The 18,160-nt window shown below is 71.9% G+C and carries 14 protein-coding genes; 7 read left to right on the top strand and 7 right to left on the bottom strand.

Features of this window, described 5'->3' with window-relative positions; all coding sequences use genetic code 11:
• Positions 1–32: 32 nt before the first annotated feature.
• Positions 33–1,178 (bottom strand): glycosyltransferase family 4 protein, encoded by a 1,146-nt coding sequence (locus tag D7W81_RS05280; protein WP_120554214.1) that lies wholly within the window; start codon positions 1,176–1,178, stop codon positions 33–35.
• A gap of 16 nt (positions 1,179–1,194) precedes the next feature.
• A complete protein-coding gene (locus tag D7W81_RS05285; RefSeq protein ID WP_120554215.1) occupies positions 1,195–2,223 on the bottom strand; it encodes an ROK family protein in 1,029 nt (342 codons plus the stop codon).
• Between the two features lie 241 nt (positions 2,224–2,464).
• Between D7W81_RS05285 and D7W81_RS05290 the strand changes: the two genes are divergently transcribed.
• Genes D7W81_RS05290 through D7W81_RS05315 form a run of 6 tightly spaced genes read left to right on the top strand, consistent with a single transcriptional unit; the run spans position 2,465 to position 9,236 of the window.
• Entirely contained in the window at positions 2,465–3,985 is a 1,521-nt protein-coding gene (locus D7W81_RS05290; RefSeq protein ID WP_120554216.1) for an oligosaccharide flippase family protein, read from the top strand.
• A complete protein-coding gene (locus D7W81_RS05295; RefSeq protein WP_120554217.1) occupies positions 3,982–5,121 on the top strand; it encodes a glycosyltransferase family protein in 1,140 nt (379 codons plus the stop codon). The genes D7W81_RS05290 and D7W81_RS05295 overlap by 4 nt, the downstream gene beginning before the upstream one ends.
• Entirely contained in the window at positions 5,118–5,684 is a 567-nt protein-coding gene (locus D7W81_RS05300; protein ID WP_208721174.1) for a HEAT repeat domain-containing protein, read from the top strand. The genes D7W81_RS05295 and D7W81_RS05300 overlap by 4 nt, the downstream gene beginning before the upstream one ends.
• A gap of 28 nt (positions 5,685–5,712) precedes the next feature.
• Complete coding sequence (locus D7W81_RS05305) at positions 5,713–6,837, top strand: glycosyltransferase family 4 protein (RefSeq protein WP_208721176.1); 1,125 nt, start codon at positions 5,713–5,715, stop codon at positions 6,835–6,837.
• Positions 6,838–6,852: 15 nt separating this feature from the next.
• Complete coding sequence (locus tag D7W81_RS05310; RefSeq protein WP_120554219.1) at positions 6,853–8,088, top strand: glycosyltransferase family 4 protein; 1,236 nt, start codon at positions 6,853–6,855, stop codon at positions 8,086–8,088.
• Positions 8,085–9,236: a glycosyltransferase family 4 protein gene (locus tag D7W81_RS05315; RefSeq protein ID WP_120554220.1), complete on the top strand. Its 1,152-nt coding sequence runs from the start codon at positions 8,085–8,087 to the stop codon at positions 9,234–9,236. Before D7W81_RS05310 ends, D7W81_RS05315 begins: the two co-directional genes overlap by 4 nt.
• A gap of 4 nt (positions 9,237–9,240) precedes the next feature.
• Here D7W81_RS05315 and D7W81_RS05320 read toward each other — a convergent pair whose 3' ends face one another.
• From D7W81_RS05320 to D7W81_RS05340, 5 genes are all read right to left on the bottom strand, one after another.
• Complete coding sequence (locus D7W81_RS05320; RefSeq protein ID WP_120554228.1) at positions 9,241–10,326, bottom strand: glycosyltransferase; 1,086 nt, start codon at positions 10,324–10,326, stop codon at positions 9,241–9,243.
• A gap of 19 nt (positions 10,327–10,345) precedes the next feature.
• Complete coding sequence (locus tag D7W81_RS05325) at positions 10,346–11,794, bottom strand: O-antigen ligase family protein (RefSeq protein ID WP_120554221.1); 1,449 nt, start codon at positions 11,792–11,794, stop codon at positions 10,346–10,348.
• Complete coding sequence (locus D7W81_RS05330; protein ID WP_244226977.1) at positions 11,791–12,915, bottom strand: glycosyltransferase family 4 protein; 1,125 nt, start codon at positions 12,913–12,915, stop codon at positions 11,791–11,793. Before D7W81_RS05330 ends, D7W81_RS05325 begins: the two co-directional genes overlap by 4 nt.
• A gap of 232 nt (positions 12,916–13,147) precedes the next feature.
• Positions 13,148–14,392, bottom strand: a complete 1,245-nt coding sequence (locus tag D7W81_RS05335; protein ID WP_120554222.1) for a glycosyltransferase — start codon at positions 14,390–14,392, stop codon at positions 13,148–13,150.
• Entirely contained in the window at positions 14,389–16,581 is a 2,193-nt protein-coding gene (locus D7W81_RS05340; RefSeq protein WP_120554223.1) for a GumC family protein, read from the bottom strand. The genes D7W81_RS05335 and D7W81_RS05340 overlap by 4 nt, the downstream gene beginning before the upstream one ends.
• Before the next feature lie 219 nt (positions 16,582–16,800).
• Between D7W81_RS05340 and D7W81_RS05345 the strand changes: the two genes are divergently transcribed.
• A complete protein-coding gene (locus tag D7W81_RS05345; protein ID WP_120554224.1) occupies positions 16,801–18,132 on the top strand; it encodes a bifunctional glycosyltransferase/class I SAM-dependent methyltransferase in 1,332 nt (443 codons plus the stop codon).
• Positions 18,133–18,160 lie beyond the last annotated feature (28 nt).

The following is an 18,160-nucleotide window of genomic DNA, read 5'->3' on the forward strand; positions in this document are numbered from 1 at the left end:
CAGGCGTCGCAGTCGTGAAACGACCCGCCTGCCTACCTGCTGTCAGCCCGGATACGTAGGACTTCTTCGTAAAGCGCCTGGGTGCGGGCGGCGATGTCGGGCCAGGTGAGTCCCTGGACCTCCGCCTGGGCCGCGCGGCGCAGGGCGTGCCGCCGGGAGGGATCCGCCGCCAGCTCGAGCACCGCCGCCACCAGCGCGTCCACGTCCCCAATGGGGACGAGCAGGCCCGTGCGGCCGGGGTGCACGACGGAGGGGGCCACGCCCACGGGAGTGGAGACGGGCGCGAGCCCGGAGGCCATGGCCTCCACCAGCGCCATGCCGTAGCCCTCCGCGTGACTGGGGAACAGGAGCACCTCTTCGTGCGCGAGCAGCGCTGGGAGGGTCGCGTGGGCGTAGTGCGGCACCACGCGCAGATGCGGTTGGACGGACGCGGGGAAGGCGGCGCGGACCTCGGGCTCGGGGGTACCGGTGCCGTACAGGGTCAGCGTGAAGGCGAGTCCCCGGGCATGCAGCCGGCCCACGGCGGCGATGACGTCCTCGCGGCCCTTGCGCTGGATGAAGGTGCCCACGGTCGCGAGCCGCAGCGGACCGTCCACGGGCGGCGCGGGCGGCGGCAGGCCGTGGAAGGCCTCCGAAAGCCCATGCGGTACGAGCCGCAGCTTCGACGCGGGGACGCGCAGCCGTTCGCGCGCGTAGGCGACATCCGCGTCGTTGAGGAGCACGGAGCAATCCGCCAGGTGCAGCGTCCTCGCCACCTCCCAGAGACGGAAGCCGCCGTGATACAGCGGGTACTTCCAGCTCAGGTGCGCCTTGCCCTCGCGCGCGTCGGCGCGGAGCTGTTCGGACACGGTGTGTTCCAGCCCGTGGCTGCGCGTCACCAGCGCGTGACGGCGGGCAGCGCCGGGACGGCCCGCCTGGGCCCAGGGCCACGCGTCGCCCGTGGTGACGTCCAGCACGTCGTAGCGACGCGCCACTCGGGCCAGGTGCGCGGAGAGGATCCACGGAAAGCGCAGGTTGTGCAGCGCGGAGTGGTGCTGCTCGCCGGGAAAGGCCTCGCCGTAGCCGTAGTAGTCCACGGTGCAGCCCCGGGCCTGGAGCGCTCGGCCCAGCGCGAGCGTCACGCCGGGCGCGCCCAGGTCCTGGGACAGCGGGTGATGGATGGCCAGGAGCACGCGCATGCGCGCGCTTCATAGCTCACATCGGCGGGCCCGCGAGCAGCGCCGCCCCGATGGCGCCGGACAGGTCGCCCAGCTCCGCGATGTGCATGGCGGGTTTGCGCTCCGTCGTGAACAGGTGTGGGCGCATGGCGTCCTCGATGGCGCCCAGGTACATGGGCGCCAGCCGCGATCCCAGCCCGCCCCCGATGACGACGGCCTCCACGTCCAGCAGGTTGATGACGGAGGCGATGGCCACGCCCATCATCCCGATGGCCCGTTCAATGAGCCATGTCGCCAGCGGATCCTTCTCCTTCAACGCCCGCGCCCAGACGCTGCTGGACAGGCGCGTGCGCTTCTTCTCTCGCATGATGTCGAAGAGGAGGGTCTTCTCCCCCCGCTTCGCCTCCGCGCGCGCCTTGCGCTCCATGCACGCGCGCCCGGCGTAGGCCTCCAGGCAGCCGCGCCGGCCGCAGCCACAGCGCGCACCGTCGGGCTTCACCACCATGTGGCCAATCTCTCCGGCGGAGCCCTGCCCGCGCCATGGCACGCCGTTGAGCACCAGGCCGCCGCCCACGCCGGTGCCCCACCACACGCCCAGCACCGAGCGGTAGTTGCGGCCCGCGCCCAGCTTGTACTCGGCCGCGACCGCCACCTGGACGTCGTTGCCCAGCGCCACCTTGCCGCCGCCCACCAGGTCACGCAGGTCCGACGCCAGGGGATACGGCGCGTCCCAGCCGCCCGCGACGTTGCTCGTGTGCGCGAGCGTGCCGCTGTTCGCGTCCACCGACCCCGGCGCGCCCACGCCCACGCCCGCGAGCTTCGCGGGCTCGACGCCCGCGGCCTGCGCCGCCTCGCCCAGCGTGCCGTAGAGCTCCTTCACCACCTCGCCCGGACCGCCGGCCGCGGGCGTCGGGTGGCGGGCCCGGCCCAGCACCTCGCCGCGCGCGTCCACGACGACGGCTTCAATCTTGGTGCCCCCCAGGTCGATGCCTCCCCAGATGCGGGCCTTGTCGGTCGGCGTCCCGTTCCCCGCACCGTGCCCGTTCTTCGCTGAAGCCTCGGCCATGTCTCGACTCCGTGGTTCGCGGCATCCTGCGGCCGCACGCGGCATAATCTGCGCAGCGCTTTTCCGTCTGGAGCCGCCACGCCAGACGCCCCCGTGCCCGCCCGTCCGCTCCACGGGGCTGCATGCGGGCCCTCCTTCCGCGAGCCAGGGCGCGCCCTCCTCCTCCGGTCCCTGTTCGCCGGAAGCAGGCGCGCATATAGGCTCCGTCGGAGTTCCTTTCGTGGAGCACCCCGTTTCCCCCATGAGCAGCCGTTCCCCTTCCGCGCCGGACGCCGCCGACGCCCCTCCGCTGGGCACGTCGGACGTGAAGGACCGCGCGCAGCGCTCCATCATCGCCCTGGGCCTGCGCACCCTCGGCTCGCTGGGGCTGCGAGTGGTGAGCTCGCTCGCCCTGTCGCACCTGCTGTTCCCGGGGGACTACGGCGCGTTCGCCATCGTGGCCTTCACCGCCGCGATGGGCGCGTTCCTGGGCGACCTGGGCCTCAGTGCGTCGCTGGTGCGCCAGCAGCACGAACCCACGCAGGACGAGATCAGCACCGCCTTCTGGAGCCACCAGGCGTTCACGGTCCTCATCGTGGGCGTCATCCTGCTGCTCGCGCCGTGGCTGTCGCGCTCCTACGAGCTGGGCCCTTCGGGCGCGGCCATGGTGAGCGTGATGGCGCTGGGGCTGTTCTTCCACTCGCTGCGCGTCATCCCCATCATGGTGCTGGAGCGCCAGCTGCGCTTCCCGGCGCTCGCGCGCATCGAACTCATCGAAGGCATCGCGCAGACGGCGACCACCATCTTCCTGGCCTGGATGCATTGTGGAGCGTGGTCGCTCATCGGCGGCGGACTCGTACGGGGCGGGCTGGGCATGGTGATGTTCTGGGCGGCGGCGGGCTGGCGGCCCCGGGGCGCGTTCCGGTGGGACATCGTCAAGCGGCTGCTGTCCTTCGGCATCTGGTTCCAGCTCACGGGCATCATCCCGGCCGCGCTCCAGGGTTGGATTCCGCTGGTGGTGGGACGCATGGAGGGCAAGGACGCGGTGGGCCTGGTGAACTGGGCGAGCGCCCTGGCCTCAGTGCCGCTCGCGCTGAGCAGCGTCCTCACCCGCGTCGCGTATCCGGCCTACAGCCGCATGCAGCAGGACACGGAGGCGTTGTCGGAGTACCTGCGCACGTCCATCCGGCGCGTGAGCGCGCTCCTGTGTCTGGCCATCCCGTTCGGCGTCATCGCACTGCCGCCCTTCATCCCAGTGGTCTTCGGTGAGCGCTGGAGCCTCGCGTCCGCGCTGGTGCAGTGGTTCACCATCGAGGCGTCGATGCAGGCGGTACAGGGCCTGCTGCACTCCCAGCAGCACGCGAGCGGCCACGCGAAGGAACGGATGTACGTGGCCATCACCGCGAGCGTCCTGCGCTTCGGTCTGGGCGCCCTGGCGGTGATGCACTGGGGAATCGTCGGCGTCGGCGTGAGCGCGACGGCCGTCACGCTGACCGAGCTGTGGGTCACCGCGAGGCTGGTATCGCGCCGGAACCCGCGGCTGTCGCGGCTCGAGTTCGAGGTCATGGAACCGTTCCTCACCGTGGGCGCGCTGCTCGCGCTGGCGCTGGGCCTCTCGCGGCTCGCGATGGGACAGGGCGGGCTGCTCGTGCAGGCACTGGTGGCGGCGGGCGTACTCACCGCGCTGGTGCTCGCGCGTGAGGCCTCGCGGCGTGGACTGTCGTTGCTGGGAGAGCTGCGCGCCCTGGTCCAGCAGCTGCGCGCGAGGCGGGCGCCTCCGTGAGCCGCCCGTGGCACCTGTTGACGGGGGAGTATCCGCCGGCGCCCGGCGGCGTCTCCGACCACACCCGGAGCATCGCCCACGCGCTGTTGAAGGCGGGGGAGACGGTGCATGTCTGGACCCCCGGCGCGGAGGGCGTCACGGAGGATCAGGGCGTGACGGTGCACCGTTGGCCCGGCCTCTTCACACCGCCGGGACTGGTGCGCCTGACCCGCGAGCTGGATGCGACGCCCGGCCCCCGGAGGCTGCTGCTCCAGTACGTGCCCCACGCGTTCGGCTTGAAGGCGATGAACGTGCCGTTCTGCGCCTGGTTCGCCGCGAGGCGGCAGGATGAACGCGAGCTGTTCCTCCATGAGGCGGTGTACCCGTGGAGCCCCGGCGCGCAGTGGAAGCATCAGGTGCTCGCGGGAGTCACACGGCTGATGCTGCGCACGCTGGCGCTCGGAGTGGGGCGCGCATACGTGTCCATTCCCACCTGGGCGGAGCATCTTCCCGAACCGCTGCGGAGTCAGGCCCGGTGGTGTCCCATCCCCAGTCCCCTGCCCCTCCACGTGCCGGAGCACGCCGTGCGTGCGGTGCGTGAAGCGCTGGGTGGTGGCCCCACGGTGGCGCACTTCGGCACGTATGGCGCGTCCATCGCGGGTCCGCTGGAGGCCGTGCTCGTGCCGTTGTTGCAGCGGGATGAACAACGGCAGGCACTGCTCCTGGGCCGGGGCAGCCAGGCCTGGAGCGAATCGCTCGGACGGAAGCATCCCGCGCTGGCCCGCAGGCTCCATGCGAGGGACGGGCTGGCACCGGAGGCCGTGGCCGCGCACCTGCGCGCCGCGGAGCTGCTGTTGCAGCCGTACCCCGATGGCGTCAGCGCCCGGCGAAGCAGCGCGATGGGCGGACTGGGCCTGGGCCTCCCCATCGTCACCCACACCGGACACCTGAGCGAACCGCTGTGGCGCGAGCTGCGGCCGGTAGCGCTCGCGGACGAGGCGTCACCCACCGCGCTGCTGGCGCTCGCGGAGCACCTGTTGGAGCACGGCGATGAGCGCCAGGCCCTGGGTGAGCGCGCGGCGCGCGTGTACCGTGAGCACTTCGCGTTGGAGCACACGGTGGCGCACCTGCTGAGTCGTACGGGGACCCCTTCATGAGTGACACACAGCCGACGCCAGAAGAGCGCGACGCCGCGCTGAAGGACATCCTGGCCGGCGATCCGATCGCGATGGTCAAGGCGTCGAAGCTGCTGTGTTACGACAAGTCGACCACGTCCACGCTGCTCCGGTTCCTTGAAGCGGAGACGCGCGTCGAGACGCGGCACGCCCTCCTCTACGCGCTGACCTGGCACGGCCATCTCGCGCAGTGGGACCTCATGGTCGGCATCCTCAAGAACGTCCAGGAGGCGCCCCTGGTCCGTGGCCAGGCCGCGGAGTACCTGGCGTACAACTTCCTGGGCGTGAGGACGGACTCCACGGAGTTCAAGGTCGCGGTCGACGCCCTGCTCGAAGCGCTGAAGGACCCTTCGCCCGAGGTGCGCTACTGCGCGGTCCACGCCCTCGGCAATACGGGGCATCCACCGTTGCTGCCGGTACTCCAGGAGATGCGCCAGGACCCGACCCCGGTTCCGGGATGGGCGGGCACCGTGAGTTCCCAGGCCTCGGAGTCGATGGAATGGCTCGAGCGCATGCACGAGAACCGCCTCAAGAATGGATCCTGAGGTGAGCCCCTTGCGGTTGAAGGTCCTGATGGATCCGCGCGAGGAGGGCTGGCCCAGCATGGACCTGGTGGGCGAAGCGCTCGTGGAGGGACTTGCGGCATTTCCCTCCGAGGCCGCCGTCACCCGCGTGCGGCCATCCATTCCCCACGCCGTGCGCGCCCTGCCCCGCGTGGGCAACCGCAAGGCCGCCTTCAACGCGGACCGGCTGCTCACCCGCTTCGGCCTCTACCCCGCGCGACTGCTGCGTGAGCGCACCGGCCCCGATGCGTTCCACGTCGTGGACCACACCTACGCGCAGCTCGTCCATGCGCTGCCCGCGGAGCGCACCGGCGTCTTCTGTCATGACCTGGATGCCTTCCGCTCCGTGCTGGAGCCCCACCGCGAACCGCGCCCCACGTGGTTCCGCCTGATGGCGCGCGCCACGCTCAAGGGGCTGGAGCGCGCGGCCCTCGTCTTCCACAGCACGCAGCAGGTGCGCGACGAGCTGCTCATGCACAGCGTGGTGCCTCCCGAGCGGCTGGTGTGGGCGCCCTACGGTGTCTCGCCGGAGTACCAGCTCGAACCTGTTCCCGGAGACGCCAGCGACGCGGTGCTCGCGCCGCTGAAGGGCCAGCCGTACCTGCTCCACGTGGGCAGCGCCATCCGCCGCAAGCGCCTGGACGTGCTCTTCGACACCTTCGCGGCGCTGCGAGCCCGGCACCCGGACCTCATGCTGGTGCAGCAGGGCGGAGAGCTGGACGCGGTCCTGCAGGCCCAAGTGGCGCGGCTCGGATTGAAGGACGCGCTGCTGCAACCGCCCCGTCAGGAACGGGCCACGCTCGCGGGCCTGTACCGGCGAGCTCGCGCGGTGCTGGTACCCAGTGACGCGGAGGGCTTCGGCCTGCCCGTCATCGAAGCGCTGGCGTGTGGTGTCCCCGTGGTGGCCAGCGACCTCCCGGTGCTGCGCGAAGTGGGCGCCGACGCCTGCACGTACTGCCCGGTGGGTGACGTGGCCGCATGGGCGGAAGCCGTGGACGCGCTGCTCACCGGCCGCGTGCCCGCGCCATCACCGGAGACGCGGCGCACCCGGGCCGCGCGCTTCACCTGGAGTGCCCACGCGCGCACGGTGCTGAACGCGTACCTGCATCGTCTTGACCGCTCCAGGCGGGTCTGATTCGGTCGCTCCCGCGTGCGCATCCTGTTCCTCAACCCCGTGGGAATCCTGGGCGGTGCCGAGCGCGCACTCGTGGATCTCCTCGCGTGCCTGCGCACGCTGGAGCCTGGCCTGTCGCTGCACCTCATCGCGGGCACGGACGGGCCCCTCGTGGAGACGGCCCGAGGCCTCGGTGTGGAGGCCCGGGTGCTCGCCCTGCCTGACCGCCTCTCCGCGCTCGGGGACAGCGGCCTGCGCGAACAGGGCCGCGCCGGTCTCTGGCGCTTCACACGTGAAGTCGCCCCTACGCCCTTGCTGCTGGCCCGCTACGGCCTGGACCTGAGGCGCGCGGTGCGCGACGCGGCGCCGGACCTGCTGCACTCCAATGGCATCAAGACCCACCTGCTGAGCGCGGCCACCGCCGGGCTTCCGGTGCCGCGCGTGTGGCACGTGCATGACTTCCTCGGCGAGCGTCCGCTCGTGCGTCGCGCGCTCTCCGGTCTGCATCCGCTGGCCTCGGCCGCCATCGCGAACTCGCAGGCCGTGGGCGACGACGCGCGCACGGTGCTCGGGAAGGTGCCCGTGCACGTCGTGCCCAACGGCGTGGACGTGGAGCGCTTCTCCCCAGCCGCGGGTGACGGCGCGCACCTGGATGCGCTGGCCGGACTGCCTCCCGCGCCCGCGGGCACGCTGCGCGTGGGGCTCGTGGCCACGTACGCACGCTGGAAGGGACACGACGTCTTCCTGGAGGCCGCGGCCCTGCTGACGCGTCAGGCACCGGCCCTGCCCGTGCGCTTCTACCTCGTGGGCGCGCCGCTCTACCGCACGGCTGGCTCGCAGTTCACCGACGCGGAGCTGCGCGGACAGGTGGAGCGCCACGGCCTCACGGGCCGCGTGGGCTTCGTGCCCTTCCAGCCCGAACCCGCCCGCGTCTACCGCGCCCTGGACGTCTTCGTGCACGCGAGCACCCGCCGCGAGCCCTTCGGCCTCACCATCGCGGAGGCGCTCGCCTGCGGCCGGGCCGCTGTCATCTCGAAGTCGAGCGGCGCGGCCGAAGCGCTGCGGGATGGCGAGGATGTCCTGGCCATCGACCCTGGCAACGCGAACACGCTCGCGACGGCCCTGCGCCGGCTCCTGGGGGATGAAGCCTTGCGAGACACCCTGGCCCGCGCGGCCCGCGACACCGCCGTGCGCCGCTTCTCCCGTGAGCGTTACGCCCGGGACATCCTCGCCGTGTACCGGAGCCTCGTCCCCGCACGAGGGCATTCATGATGCGTCCCCGGAAGCTCGTCACCGTCTCGCACTCGTACGTCGTCACGCTCAACCGCCGCCTGGCCAACGAGATGGCCCGCGTGGGCGCGGGCCGCTGGGACGTCACCGCCGTGGCCCCGAGCACCTTCCACGGAGACCTGGGTCCGCTGAAGCTCCAGCGCGACCCCAACGAGGCCGTGAACCTGGAGGCCGTTCCCGCCTTCTTCAGCCGCTCGCTGCACGGCTTCGTGTACGGGCCGGAGGTGCACGCGCACCTGTCGCGCGGCGTGGACCTGGTGCACCTGTGGGAGGAGCCCTACGTGCTCTCCGGCCTGGAGGTGGCACTGATGACGCCCCCCCACGTGCCGCTCGTCTTCTCCACGTTCCAGAACCTGGCCAAGCGCTATCCCCCGCCCTTCGCGCAGGCCGAGCGCTTCGTCGTGCGCCGGGCCGCGGGGTGGATCGCCTGGGGCCAGACGGTGCATGACAACCTCCTCGCCCGGCCCGGCTATGAGCAGCGCCCCTCGCGCTTCATCCCCGTGGGTGTGGACGTGGAGCACTTCCGCCCGGATTTGGAGGCGGGCCGCGCCTTCCGCGAGCGCCTGGGCTGGAAGGCCGAAGGGCCCCCCGTGGTGGGCTTCCTGGGCCGCTTCGTGCCGGAGAAGGGCCTGCGGCTCCTCATGGATGCGCTCCCCAGACTGCGCACACCCTGGCGCGCCCTCTTCGTCGGAGGAGGCCCTTTGGAGGTCGACCTGCGCGCCTGGGCGGAGCACCACGGAGACCGCGTGCGCGTCGTCACCGGCGTGAAGCACGCGCAGGTGCCTCACGCGCTCAACGCCATGGACGTGCTCTGCGCGCCCAGCGAGACGACGCCCGCGTGGAAGGAGCAGTTCGGCCGCATGCTCGTGGAGGCCTTCGCGTGCGGCGTGCCCGTGTTCGCCAGTGACTCCGGAGAGATTCCGCACACCGTGGGCGATGCCGGGCGCATCCTGCGGGAAGGCTTTTCTCCGGCCTGGACCACCGCGCTCGAGGAGCTGCTGGAGAGTCCCGCGCAACGTCAGGACCTGGCCGCGCGAGGCCGTGAGCGGGCCATGTCCCGCTTCGCCTGGCCGGTGGTCGCGAAGGCGCACCTGGACTTCTTCGAGCAGGTGCTCGAACGCGGCGCCTGAAGACTCAGGCCTCCAGCCGCGCCACCACCGCCGCCGCCATCGCGTCCCACGTCCAGGCCCGCAGCTCCGAGGACAGCGCGGCCACGGCGGGCATCCAGTCCCCGCCCCGCGACCGCCACTCTTCCAGACGCCGCACCAGCTCGCCCGAGTCCTCGGGGTCATCCAGCAGCAGCCCCTGGAGTGAGGACGGGTAGCGCTCCGCCACGCCCGCCGAGCGGCTCACCAGCGCGGGGATGCCCACGCACAGCGCTTCGTGCACGCCCAGGCCATAGGACTCGTAGCGCGTGGGGGACACCAGCAGGTCCGCGGCGGCCATCAGGCGGGGCACGTCGTCGCGGAAGCCCAGGAAGCGGATCCGCTCGCCCAATCCCTGCTCACGCGCCGCGCGCTCCCAGGTCTCCCGCTCCGCGCCCGTCCCCACCACGCCCAGGTCCACGTCCCATTCGCGCCGCGCGCACAGCTGCACCCACGCGTGGAAGAGCGTGTCGAAGCCCTTGCGCCGGTCGCCCAGCGCGCCCACGAACAGCGCCACCCGCCGTTCTTGCGGCCAGCCCAGGGACGCCCGGGCTTCGTGCCGGAGCGAGGGAGACGTGGAGGGAAAGCGCGTCGGGTCACCGCCCAGGTACACGACGTGGACGCGGGATTCCTCCACGCCCGTGGCGGCCAGCACGTCCTGCCGCGTGCGCTCCGAGTTCGCCAGGATGATGCTCGCCCGGCGCAGTGCGCGCTGCTCACGGCGCAGGTACACGCGGTGGCTCACTGCGCCCTTGAGCCGTCGCAGCGGACTTCCAACGGGCTCGGGCGCATGCGCGGCATGGACGTAGTGGACCCAGTTGGCGGCGGACACCTCGCAGTTGCCGCCGTTGGCCACCACCTGTCCGCCTTGCGCCAGCGTGCGCGCGGCCCAGAAGCGCCCCACCGCATCGAGCAACGGCTCGCCCAGCAGGTACGCATTCGCGGGCTTGGGCACGCGGATGAAGCGCACGTTGGGGTAGCGCAAGAGCGAGTCCTCCACGCGGTACGCCACCAACCGCACGGGCCCACCCTGGCGCGCGAGCCAGTCCGCCAGCGCGAGGTTCGCGCGGTCCATGCCCCCGGTGGAGACGAAGTCACCGGCGATGAGGGTGTACGGCCGCATTCCGGTTCCAATACGCGCTGAAGAAGGCCGCGTTGAGCAGCCAGAACTCCATGCCCATCTGGCTCATGAAGAACTGATAGCTGAAGGTCTGCGCCAGCGCGCCCAGGTCATATGCGAAGAGGAGGCTGCCCCAGAGCCAGAACTCGCCCTTCGCGTCATCGCGGCGCCGCGCCACCTGGAAGCCCCACCACAGCGTCACCAGCAGCGCGAGCGGATAGCAGACCAGCCCCAGCCAGCCGCCGTCGTAGGCCCAGGCCGTCCACTGGATTTCGGCCCAGAGGGGCGGGCTCTCGCGATCGAGGTTGTCGCCGAAGTAGGCGTTGGCCATGCCGTAGCGGCCCAGGCCCGCGCCCAGGGGGAACTCCGGGAGCACGTCGTCGAAGGTCTCGTCGAGGAAGCGGCCCCGGTTGGACTGATACACCTGCGAGGGGTCGGACGCCGTGAGCGTGCTCCACCGGGAGAGCACCGCGTCTCCACCGACCGCGACGGCCCAGCCGAAGGCCACCACCGCGAAGCCGCCCACGACCGAAGCCAGCGTGATGAGCCGCACCCACCGGCCACTCACGGTGAGCACCAACCCCATGGCCGCCATGCAGACGAGCAGCGTCACCGCCGCGACGCGCACCTGTCCCAGGTACAAGCAGATGAGCCCGATGCCGATGCCCGCCGCGCCCAGCACCTTCCGGGACATCCCCTGACGGCTGAGCAGGAACGCTCCGCCCAGCAGCACCGAATAGAAGGCGCCGGTGGCGGCCCCGCCCGGGACGTCCGTCAGCCCCATGGGACGGAACACGCGCGCGCCGCTCGCGGTCTCGAACTGGAGGCTGCGCACGTAGCCCTCGCCCTGGCTTTCGACCATGGCGGACAGCGCGGGCTGGAAGCGGCCGGGGAAGACCACCTGCAGGATGCCCAGCGAGGCGCTCGCGACGTTGAACAGGAAGAGCAGCAGGACGACGCGCCCGAACATCTTCGCGTCGATGCGCAGGCGGCTCGCCCAGAAGAGGGGCGCGAACACGGACACCTGGATGCCCAGCTGCGCGGCCGCGGCCAGCGGGGTGTTGGTGCCGGGATGGAAGAAGTTCAGCGCGGTGAGCCCCGCCGACGCGAGCAGGAAGGGCATCGCCGGGTGCTTGAGACGTGGGCCCTTCACCAGCAACAGCAGCGCCAGGCTCGTGCCGAACGACAAGATGCGGAACACCACGCGCGCAGGCGCCAACGCCTCCACCAGCAGCGCCAGCTGGCAGACGAAGAGCAGCGCGATGAACGCCACCACCACGTGGCCCGAACCGAGCAGTCCCGGGGACGCGGGCGTAGGGCCCGGCACGGTCTGCGCCGTCATGTGCTGTGGCGCGCGCCGCACGTAACGCTGGTGCAGCACACCAGGGCCCTGGAGCTGGGGACGAGGACTGGCGCCCCTCATGCGGCGGGCTCCCGTGCCACGGAGCGCACCGCGTCCTCCAGCGCCCCCAGGAACACGGCCGGCGAGCTCAGCGCCTTCGCGCGGGAGGGACCGCCGCCGCCCAGCGTCCGCCGAGCCGATTCATTCTCGATGAGCCCGCGAAGCGCCAGCGCCAGGGCCTCCGGCTTCGGCGGCACGAGCACGCCGCAGGACGCATCGATGATCTCCAGCGGTCCGCCCAGCGCGGTGGTGACCACGGGGAGCCCGGCGTAGAGCGCCTCCACGAAGGCCAGGCCGAAGGGCTCCGGCCCGGTGTTGGGCTGGCAGTGCACCTCCGCGGCGCGCAGCAGGCGAGGCACATCCGAGCGCTGTCCCAAGAAGCGCACGCGGTCGCCAAGTCCCAGGGCGAGGGCCTGGGCCTTCAATCCCTCTTCGTAGGCCGTTTCCTCCGGGCGCTGCGAGCCGCCAGCGAACCACGCCTTCCAGCGCGGCACCTGTCGCAGCCGGCCCAGCGCTTCGAGGAGCAGCCGCTGCCCCTTCCACTCCTGCATGCGGCTGGCATGGACGATGACGACGTCCGCCGCGTCCGCGCCCAGCTCGCCTCGGAGCGAAGCCCGCTCGGAAGCGGTGAGGCCAGCGCCACCGTCCCGGACGGGAGGATGGAGCACGCGCCACGGCGTGCGCGGGTACACGCTCGAAAGCGTGCCCGCGGTGTAGCGGCTGTTGCACAGCGCCAGGTCCGGCAAGGTGACGCGAGCCCACCGCTCCACCCAGTGCGCGCCCGAGAGCGCGTCATGCTGGAAGAAGATCAGAGGAACGCCAGCCGTGCGAACCACGGGGCCGAAGAGGGCCTGAGGCCACGCCGCGTGACACACCACCGCGTCGAACGCCTCCCGCTGGAGCAGCGCCATCAGCGAACGGCGCGCCTCCCAGACAAGCCAGGGACGGCTCACCTTCGCCGGCCCCAGCAGCGTCAACGGTGCGCCCGCCGCGCGAAGCTCCTCCGCGATGCGGCCCTCGAAGCAGAGCGCGAACGCATGCACCGCGCCGTCGTCCTGCTCCGTTCGAGCGAGCGCCAGCGTGCGCAGCAGTGTCTCCACGCCGCCATACAGGTTGCCGCTGGACACATGCAGCAAGCGCAACGGCGCGCCGCCAGACGCACGCGGCTCACGCGAGGCAGGAATGCGAACATCCGTCTCGCCGGCCGGCGCGCCACCCGACACACGCGGTTCGCGCGAGGCCGTGCTGCTCATCTTCGCGCCGTCGTCCAATTCGCCGCCAGACGCACGCGGTTCGCGCAAGGAGGTGTTCCCACCCGCCGCATCACCACCACGCTTGCCCCTGGACGCGCGCGACCCGTGCATGCGCGGACCTTCAGCGCCCGCCCGCGACGTGCCGGACGGAGGCATCGCTCCGCTCCTCCGTCACGGACTGCCGTCCGAGCGCCTCCGCGTACAGCTCCAGGCTGCGCGACGCCATCACGTCATGGGCGAACTCCGCCCGCGCACGCTCCTGCGCCCCACGCGACAGCCGCTCCCTCAGGCCCGGCTCCTCCACCAACCGCCGCGCCGCCGCCGCCAGTGCCCGCGCATCGCCCACCGGCACGGTGAGCCCGGTGCGCTCGTGCAGGCTCACCCACGCCACGCCGGAGTCCGGCACGGCGGTGTTGAGCACGGGCAGGCCGCTCGCCAGCGCCTCCACCTGCGACAGGCCATACGCCTCGCTGCGCGCGTTGCTCGGGAACCACAGCGCCGTCGCGGCCCGGTACGCCCCCGCGAGCGCCTCCGGCGACAGGTAGCCCGCCCACGTCACGCGGTCCTCGATGCCCAGCGCCCGGGCCCGCGCGCGGCCTTCATCCGCCAGCGGCCCCTCGCCCACGATGACCAGCCGCCCCGGCGCGTGCACCAGCGCCTCCAGCGCCGTGAACAGCCCCTTGTAGTAGACGAGCCGCCCCACCATCAGCCACAGCGGCCCGCCCGCCGCCTCCGCCGTCCACCTCGCCTGGGCCTCGCGCGCTTCCGCGGAAGGAGGCCGCAGGTACGACTCCAGCTCGATGCCCAGCGGCAGCACCCGCACCTTCGACTTGAACGTCGACAGCAGCGACGAACCGCGCACGTACGCGTCGCTCGTGGCCAGGAGCCGCGCCGCGCGCGAGTACAGCATCCACTCGAAGGGACGGAACAGCGCGCCCGCGACCTTCTGCCGGATGATGTCGCTCTGGTGCGTCACCACCACCGCGGGCAGGCGCGGCACCGCGTCCAGCGCCAGCACCATGCTCGGGTTGGGCACGTGCAGGTGCACCACGTCCACGCCCCGCGCCAGCGCGCGCCGGAGCACGAACGGCAGCGACGGCATCACGTCCATGCGCGCCACGGACGCAAGCCGTCCCAGGCGCACCACGCGCACCGGCCCGTCCCACTCCTCACGGGTGGGGCTGCGCCCGTGGAACTCGTGGCTCGTGCCCGTGCCATCCACGGAATGGTTCGCGCACAGCACCTCCACCTGCGCGCCCAGCGACGCCTGAGCGCGCGCCAGCGTGCGCACGTGCGCCTCCATGCCGCCGGAGGCCGGAGGGTAGAACTTCCCCAGGTGCAGCACCCGCAGGCCCGCGCCCTTCACGACGGCGCCACTCCGCCCTTGGGCTCGTCCTGCGTCGGGCCGTAGCCCTGGTAGCCCAGGTACGTGTCGCCGTAGCGCGGCTGCCGCAGGTCCACGTCGTTGAGGATGGCGCCGAACATCCGCGCCTGCACGTCCGCCAGCGAGCGCAGCGCGCGCTTCGCGGCGCTCCGGTCCGTCCGGCCCGCCTTGAGCACCATCACCACGCCATCCGCCTGCGTGGCCAGCACCGCCGCGTCCACGACGGCATTGAGCGGAGGGCTGTCCAGGATGATGCGGTCGAACTTCTCACCCGCCTGCCGCAGCAGTTCCTTGAAGGCGCGCGTGTGCAGCAGCTCCGCGGGGTTCGGCGGCAGCGGGCCACACGGCAGCACGAAGAGGTTGGGCACCTCCGTGCTCTTCACCGCCTTGTCCAGCGAACCCTCGCCCACCACCAGCGAGCTGATGCCCAGGTCGTTGGGCACGCCGAACGCGCGGTGCAGCCGCGGCCGGCGCATGTCCGTGTCCAGCAGGAGCACGCGGTTGCCGCTCTGGGCCATGGCCACGCCCAGGTTGATGCACGTGGTGGACTTGCCCTCCTGCGGGCCGCTGGACGTCACCACCAGCGTCTTGCAGGGGTGGTCCGGCGACATGAACAGGAGGTTGGTGCGCACCGCGCGGCAGCACTCCGCCACCGCCGAGCGCGGCGCGCGGTGCACGTACAGGTCGCGGTCACCCGGCGCCTTCGTCGCCTCCATGCGCGGCACCACGCCCAGGAACGCCAGGCCCAGCACGTCCTCCACGTCCGCCTGGGAGCCGACGGTGTTCTCCAGCATCTCCAGGAACAGCGCCACGCCCAGCCCCAGCAGCAGCCCCATCACCCAACCCACCAGCAGGTTGCGCCGCGTGTGCGGCCGCACCGGCACCAGCACCGGCTGCGCGGCGTCCAGCACGCGCACGTTGCTCGTGCGGAGCAACCCCGACAGCTCGATGTCCTTCAGCCGCTTGAGCACCAGCTCGTACAGGCGCTGGTTGTTGTCCGACTCGCGCTGGAGCCGTCCGTACTCGATGGCCTTCTTGTTCACCTGGAAGGCCTCGGCCTTCGTATCGTCCAAGAGCTTGTTGAGGTTCTTCTCCTCGCCCTGCGCCTCCGCCAGCTGCGTCTCCGCCGAGCGCACCACGTTGGTCAGGCTCTTGAGCAGGTCGTCGCGCACGACCTCCAGCTTGCGGTTGCACTCCAGGAGCTTCGGGTGCTCCGGCAGGTAGCGCTCGGACAGCTCCGCGCACGCGGCCTTCTGCTCGCCGTAGCGCGACTTCAAGTCCTGGATGGGGCCGTCCTTCGCGCCGGGCACGGCCTCCGCCCACGTCTCGTCGTTGCCGGCGGCCTTGCGCAGCCGGTGGATGGCATCCACGCGCGCCTGCTGCGCCGCGATGCGCGTGCGCACCTCGGTGAGCTTCAGGTTGTAGGAGTTGATCCGCTCGCTGACGATGGACAGCCGCGACTCCAGCGACGTGGACAGCATGTCCGCGTCCTTCTTCAGGTCGTAGACGGCCATCTCGCCGGCCTTGGACTGGCGGCCCAGCTCCCCCAGGCGTCCCTCCAGCCACGTGCGCGCCTCCTCGGTGGTGCGCAGCTTGAGCGCCAGGTTCTCCGCCATGTACGCGGCGGCCACCTCGTTGGAGAGCAGCGCCGCGCGCACGGGGTCCACGTCCTCCACCCCGATGTTCATCACCCGCGAGTCCTTGCCGGGCAGCACCTGGATGCGCGAGCGCAAGAGCCCGACTGGATCCGCCTCCTCCAGCGCCTTCGCGCGCTCCGCGGGGTCCTGGTTCGCCGGCAGGCCCAGGAAGGACGCGTCCTTCGCCAGCCCCAGCCGGTCCACCACGCGGCTGGCCACCGCGCGCGAGGTGATGATCTCGCTCTGCGTGGCGTAGTACTCCTTGTTGAACCAGTAGTTGCTGCGCTCCTCCCCCATCACCTCCTTCACCTCGCCGTCGAGGATGCGCGGCGCGGTGACGTCGATGATGAGCGAGGTGCTGGCCGCGTAGATGCGCGGCTGCCGCAGCGTCCAGGCCGCCGTGAGCGCGGTGATCCCCAACGCCACCCCGAGCATCACCCACCGCCGGCGCCACACGCCTCGCAGCCGGTGCATCACGCTCGCGGACGTCGCGCCGGGAGCCCCACCGGCCGGGTCCAACACCGTACCTTCCACGTCGCGTCTCTCCGGAAGTGGCTGCCGCGGGCGGTCTCCACCGGCCCGAAAGCCTCCGGACCCGACCTGCACCCACATCGCGCTGGGGGAATAACGGCCGGAGCGTGCAACGGGCGGGGCAGGTTGTCCATCCGACGAACGCCGCCTGGATGCCCCTCGTCCATCCGGTCCGCTCCGTGAACGCGCGCCCTGGAAGGCCCTGTGATAGGGAGCGGCGCCATGGTTCCCGCGCTCTCCGTCGTCCTGCCCTTCAGCCCCGCGACCGCGGCGGCCGCCGCCCGGTTCGCCAACGCGCTGTCCGGGCAGGCCCAGGTCGTCCTCGCGGGGGAGGGCCCGGTGGACGTCACGCCCGGGCCCAACGTCCACGTCCTCGCGGCCCAGGGCGGCAAGGGGGCGGCCATCCGCGCCGCGCTGCCCCACGTCACCGGGAAGCACACGGTGCTCCAGGACCCGGACGCCGCCTATTCGCCGGACACCTACGACGCCCTGGTGCAGCCCCTGCGCGACGACACCGCCGACGGCGTCTTCGGCCGGCGTCCCGGCATGTCTCCGGAGCTGGTGGCCGAGCGCGCGCTGGGCGGCATCACCCGCTTCGTCACCGACGTGGCCCTGGCGGATCCGCTCACCGGCCTGCGCGCCTTCCGCACGGAGGCGCTGCGCTCCATCCAGCTCACCAGCGACGACGACGCGGTGGACGCGGAGCTGGTGGTGAAGCTGGCCGCGCAGCTCTTCCGCCTCACGGAGGTGTCCCTGCCTCCGTTGCAGGCCGTGCCGCGCCGCCCGGCCTCCGCGCACCTGGCCCGCCTGCGCACGCTGGTGCGCTACGCCACCGTGCGCGACGACGCGGACAACCAGCACGAGGGCTACTCCACCCTGGAGCGCATGGACGGCGCCACCCACTACAACCAGTGGCTGGGCCGCCGCTTCCGCGAGCACATGGGCCGCCGCGTGCTGGAGATTGGCGCCGGTATCGGCACCATCACCCGCGAGCTGGAGGCGGGCGCGGAGCACCTGGTCGCGCTGGAGGTGGAGCGCTTCTACGTGGACCGCTTGAAGAACCTCTTCCGCGGCAAGCCCCACGTGCGCCCCTACCTGTCCGACGTGGCGCTCGCGGACTGGGAGGCGCTGAAGGCGGAAGACCTGGACACCATCGTGCTGTCCAACGTGCTGGAGCACATCCCGGATGACGCGTCCGCGGTGCGCCGCTTCCGTCAAATCCTCCAGCCGGACGGCCGCGTGCTCATCCTCGTGCCGGCGCTGCCGCAGCTGTTCGGCGCCATCGACGAGGCCGTGGGCCACCACCGCCGCTACACCCCGGAGTCCCTGCGAGCGGTGCTGCAGGAGAACGGCTTCCGCGTGGACACGCTGGAGTGGATGAACCTCGTCGGCATGCCAGGCTGGTTCGTCAACAGCCGCATCCTGCGCCGCCGCGCAGTGCCCAGGCTTCAGCTCAAGCTCTACGACACGCTGGCGCCCCTCATCGCCCAGGCCGAGCGTCAGGTGAAGCTGCCCGTGGGCATGAGCCTCTTCGCCGTCGCTCGCGCCGTCTGATGCCCGCGTGAGCGCCGCGCCCCACCCC

This window comes from Corallococcus aberystwythensis, from assembly GCF_003612165.1.
GTDB lineage: Bacteria > Myxococcota > Myxococcia > Myxococcales > Myxococcaceae > Corallococcus > Corallococcus aberystwythensis.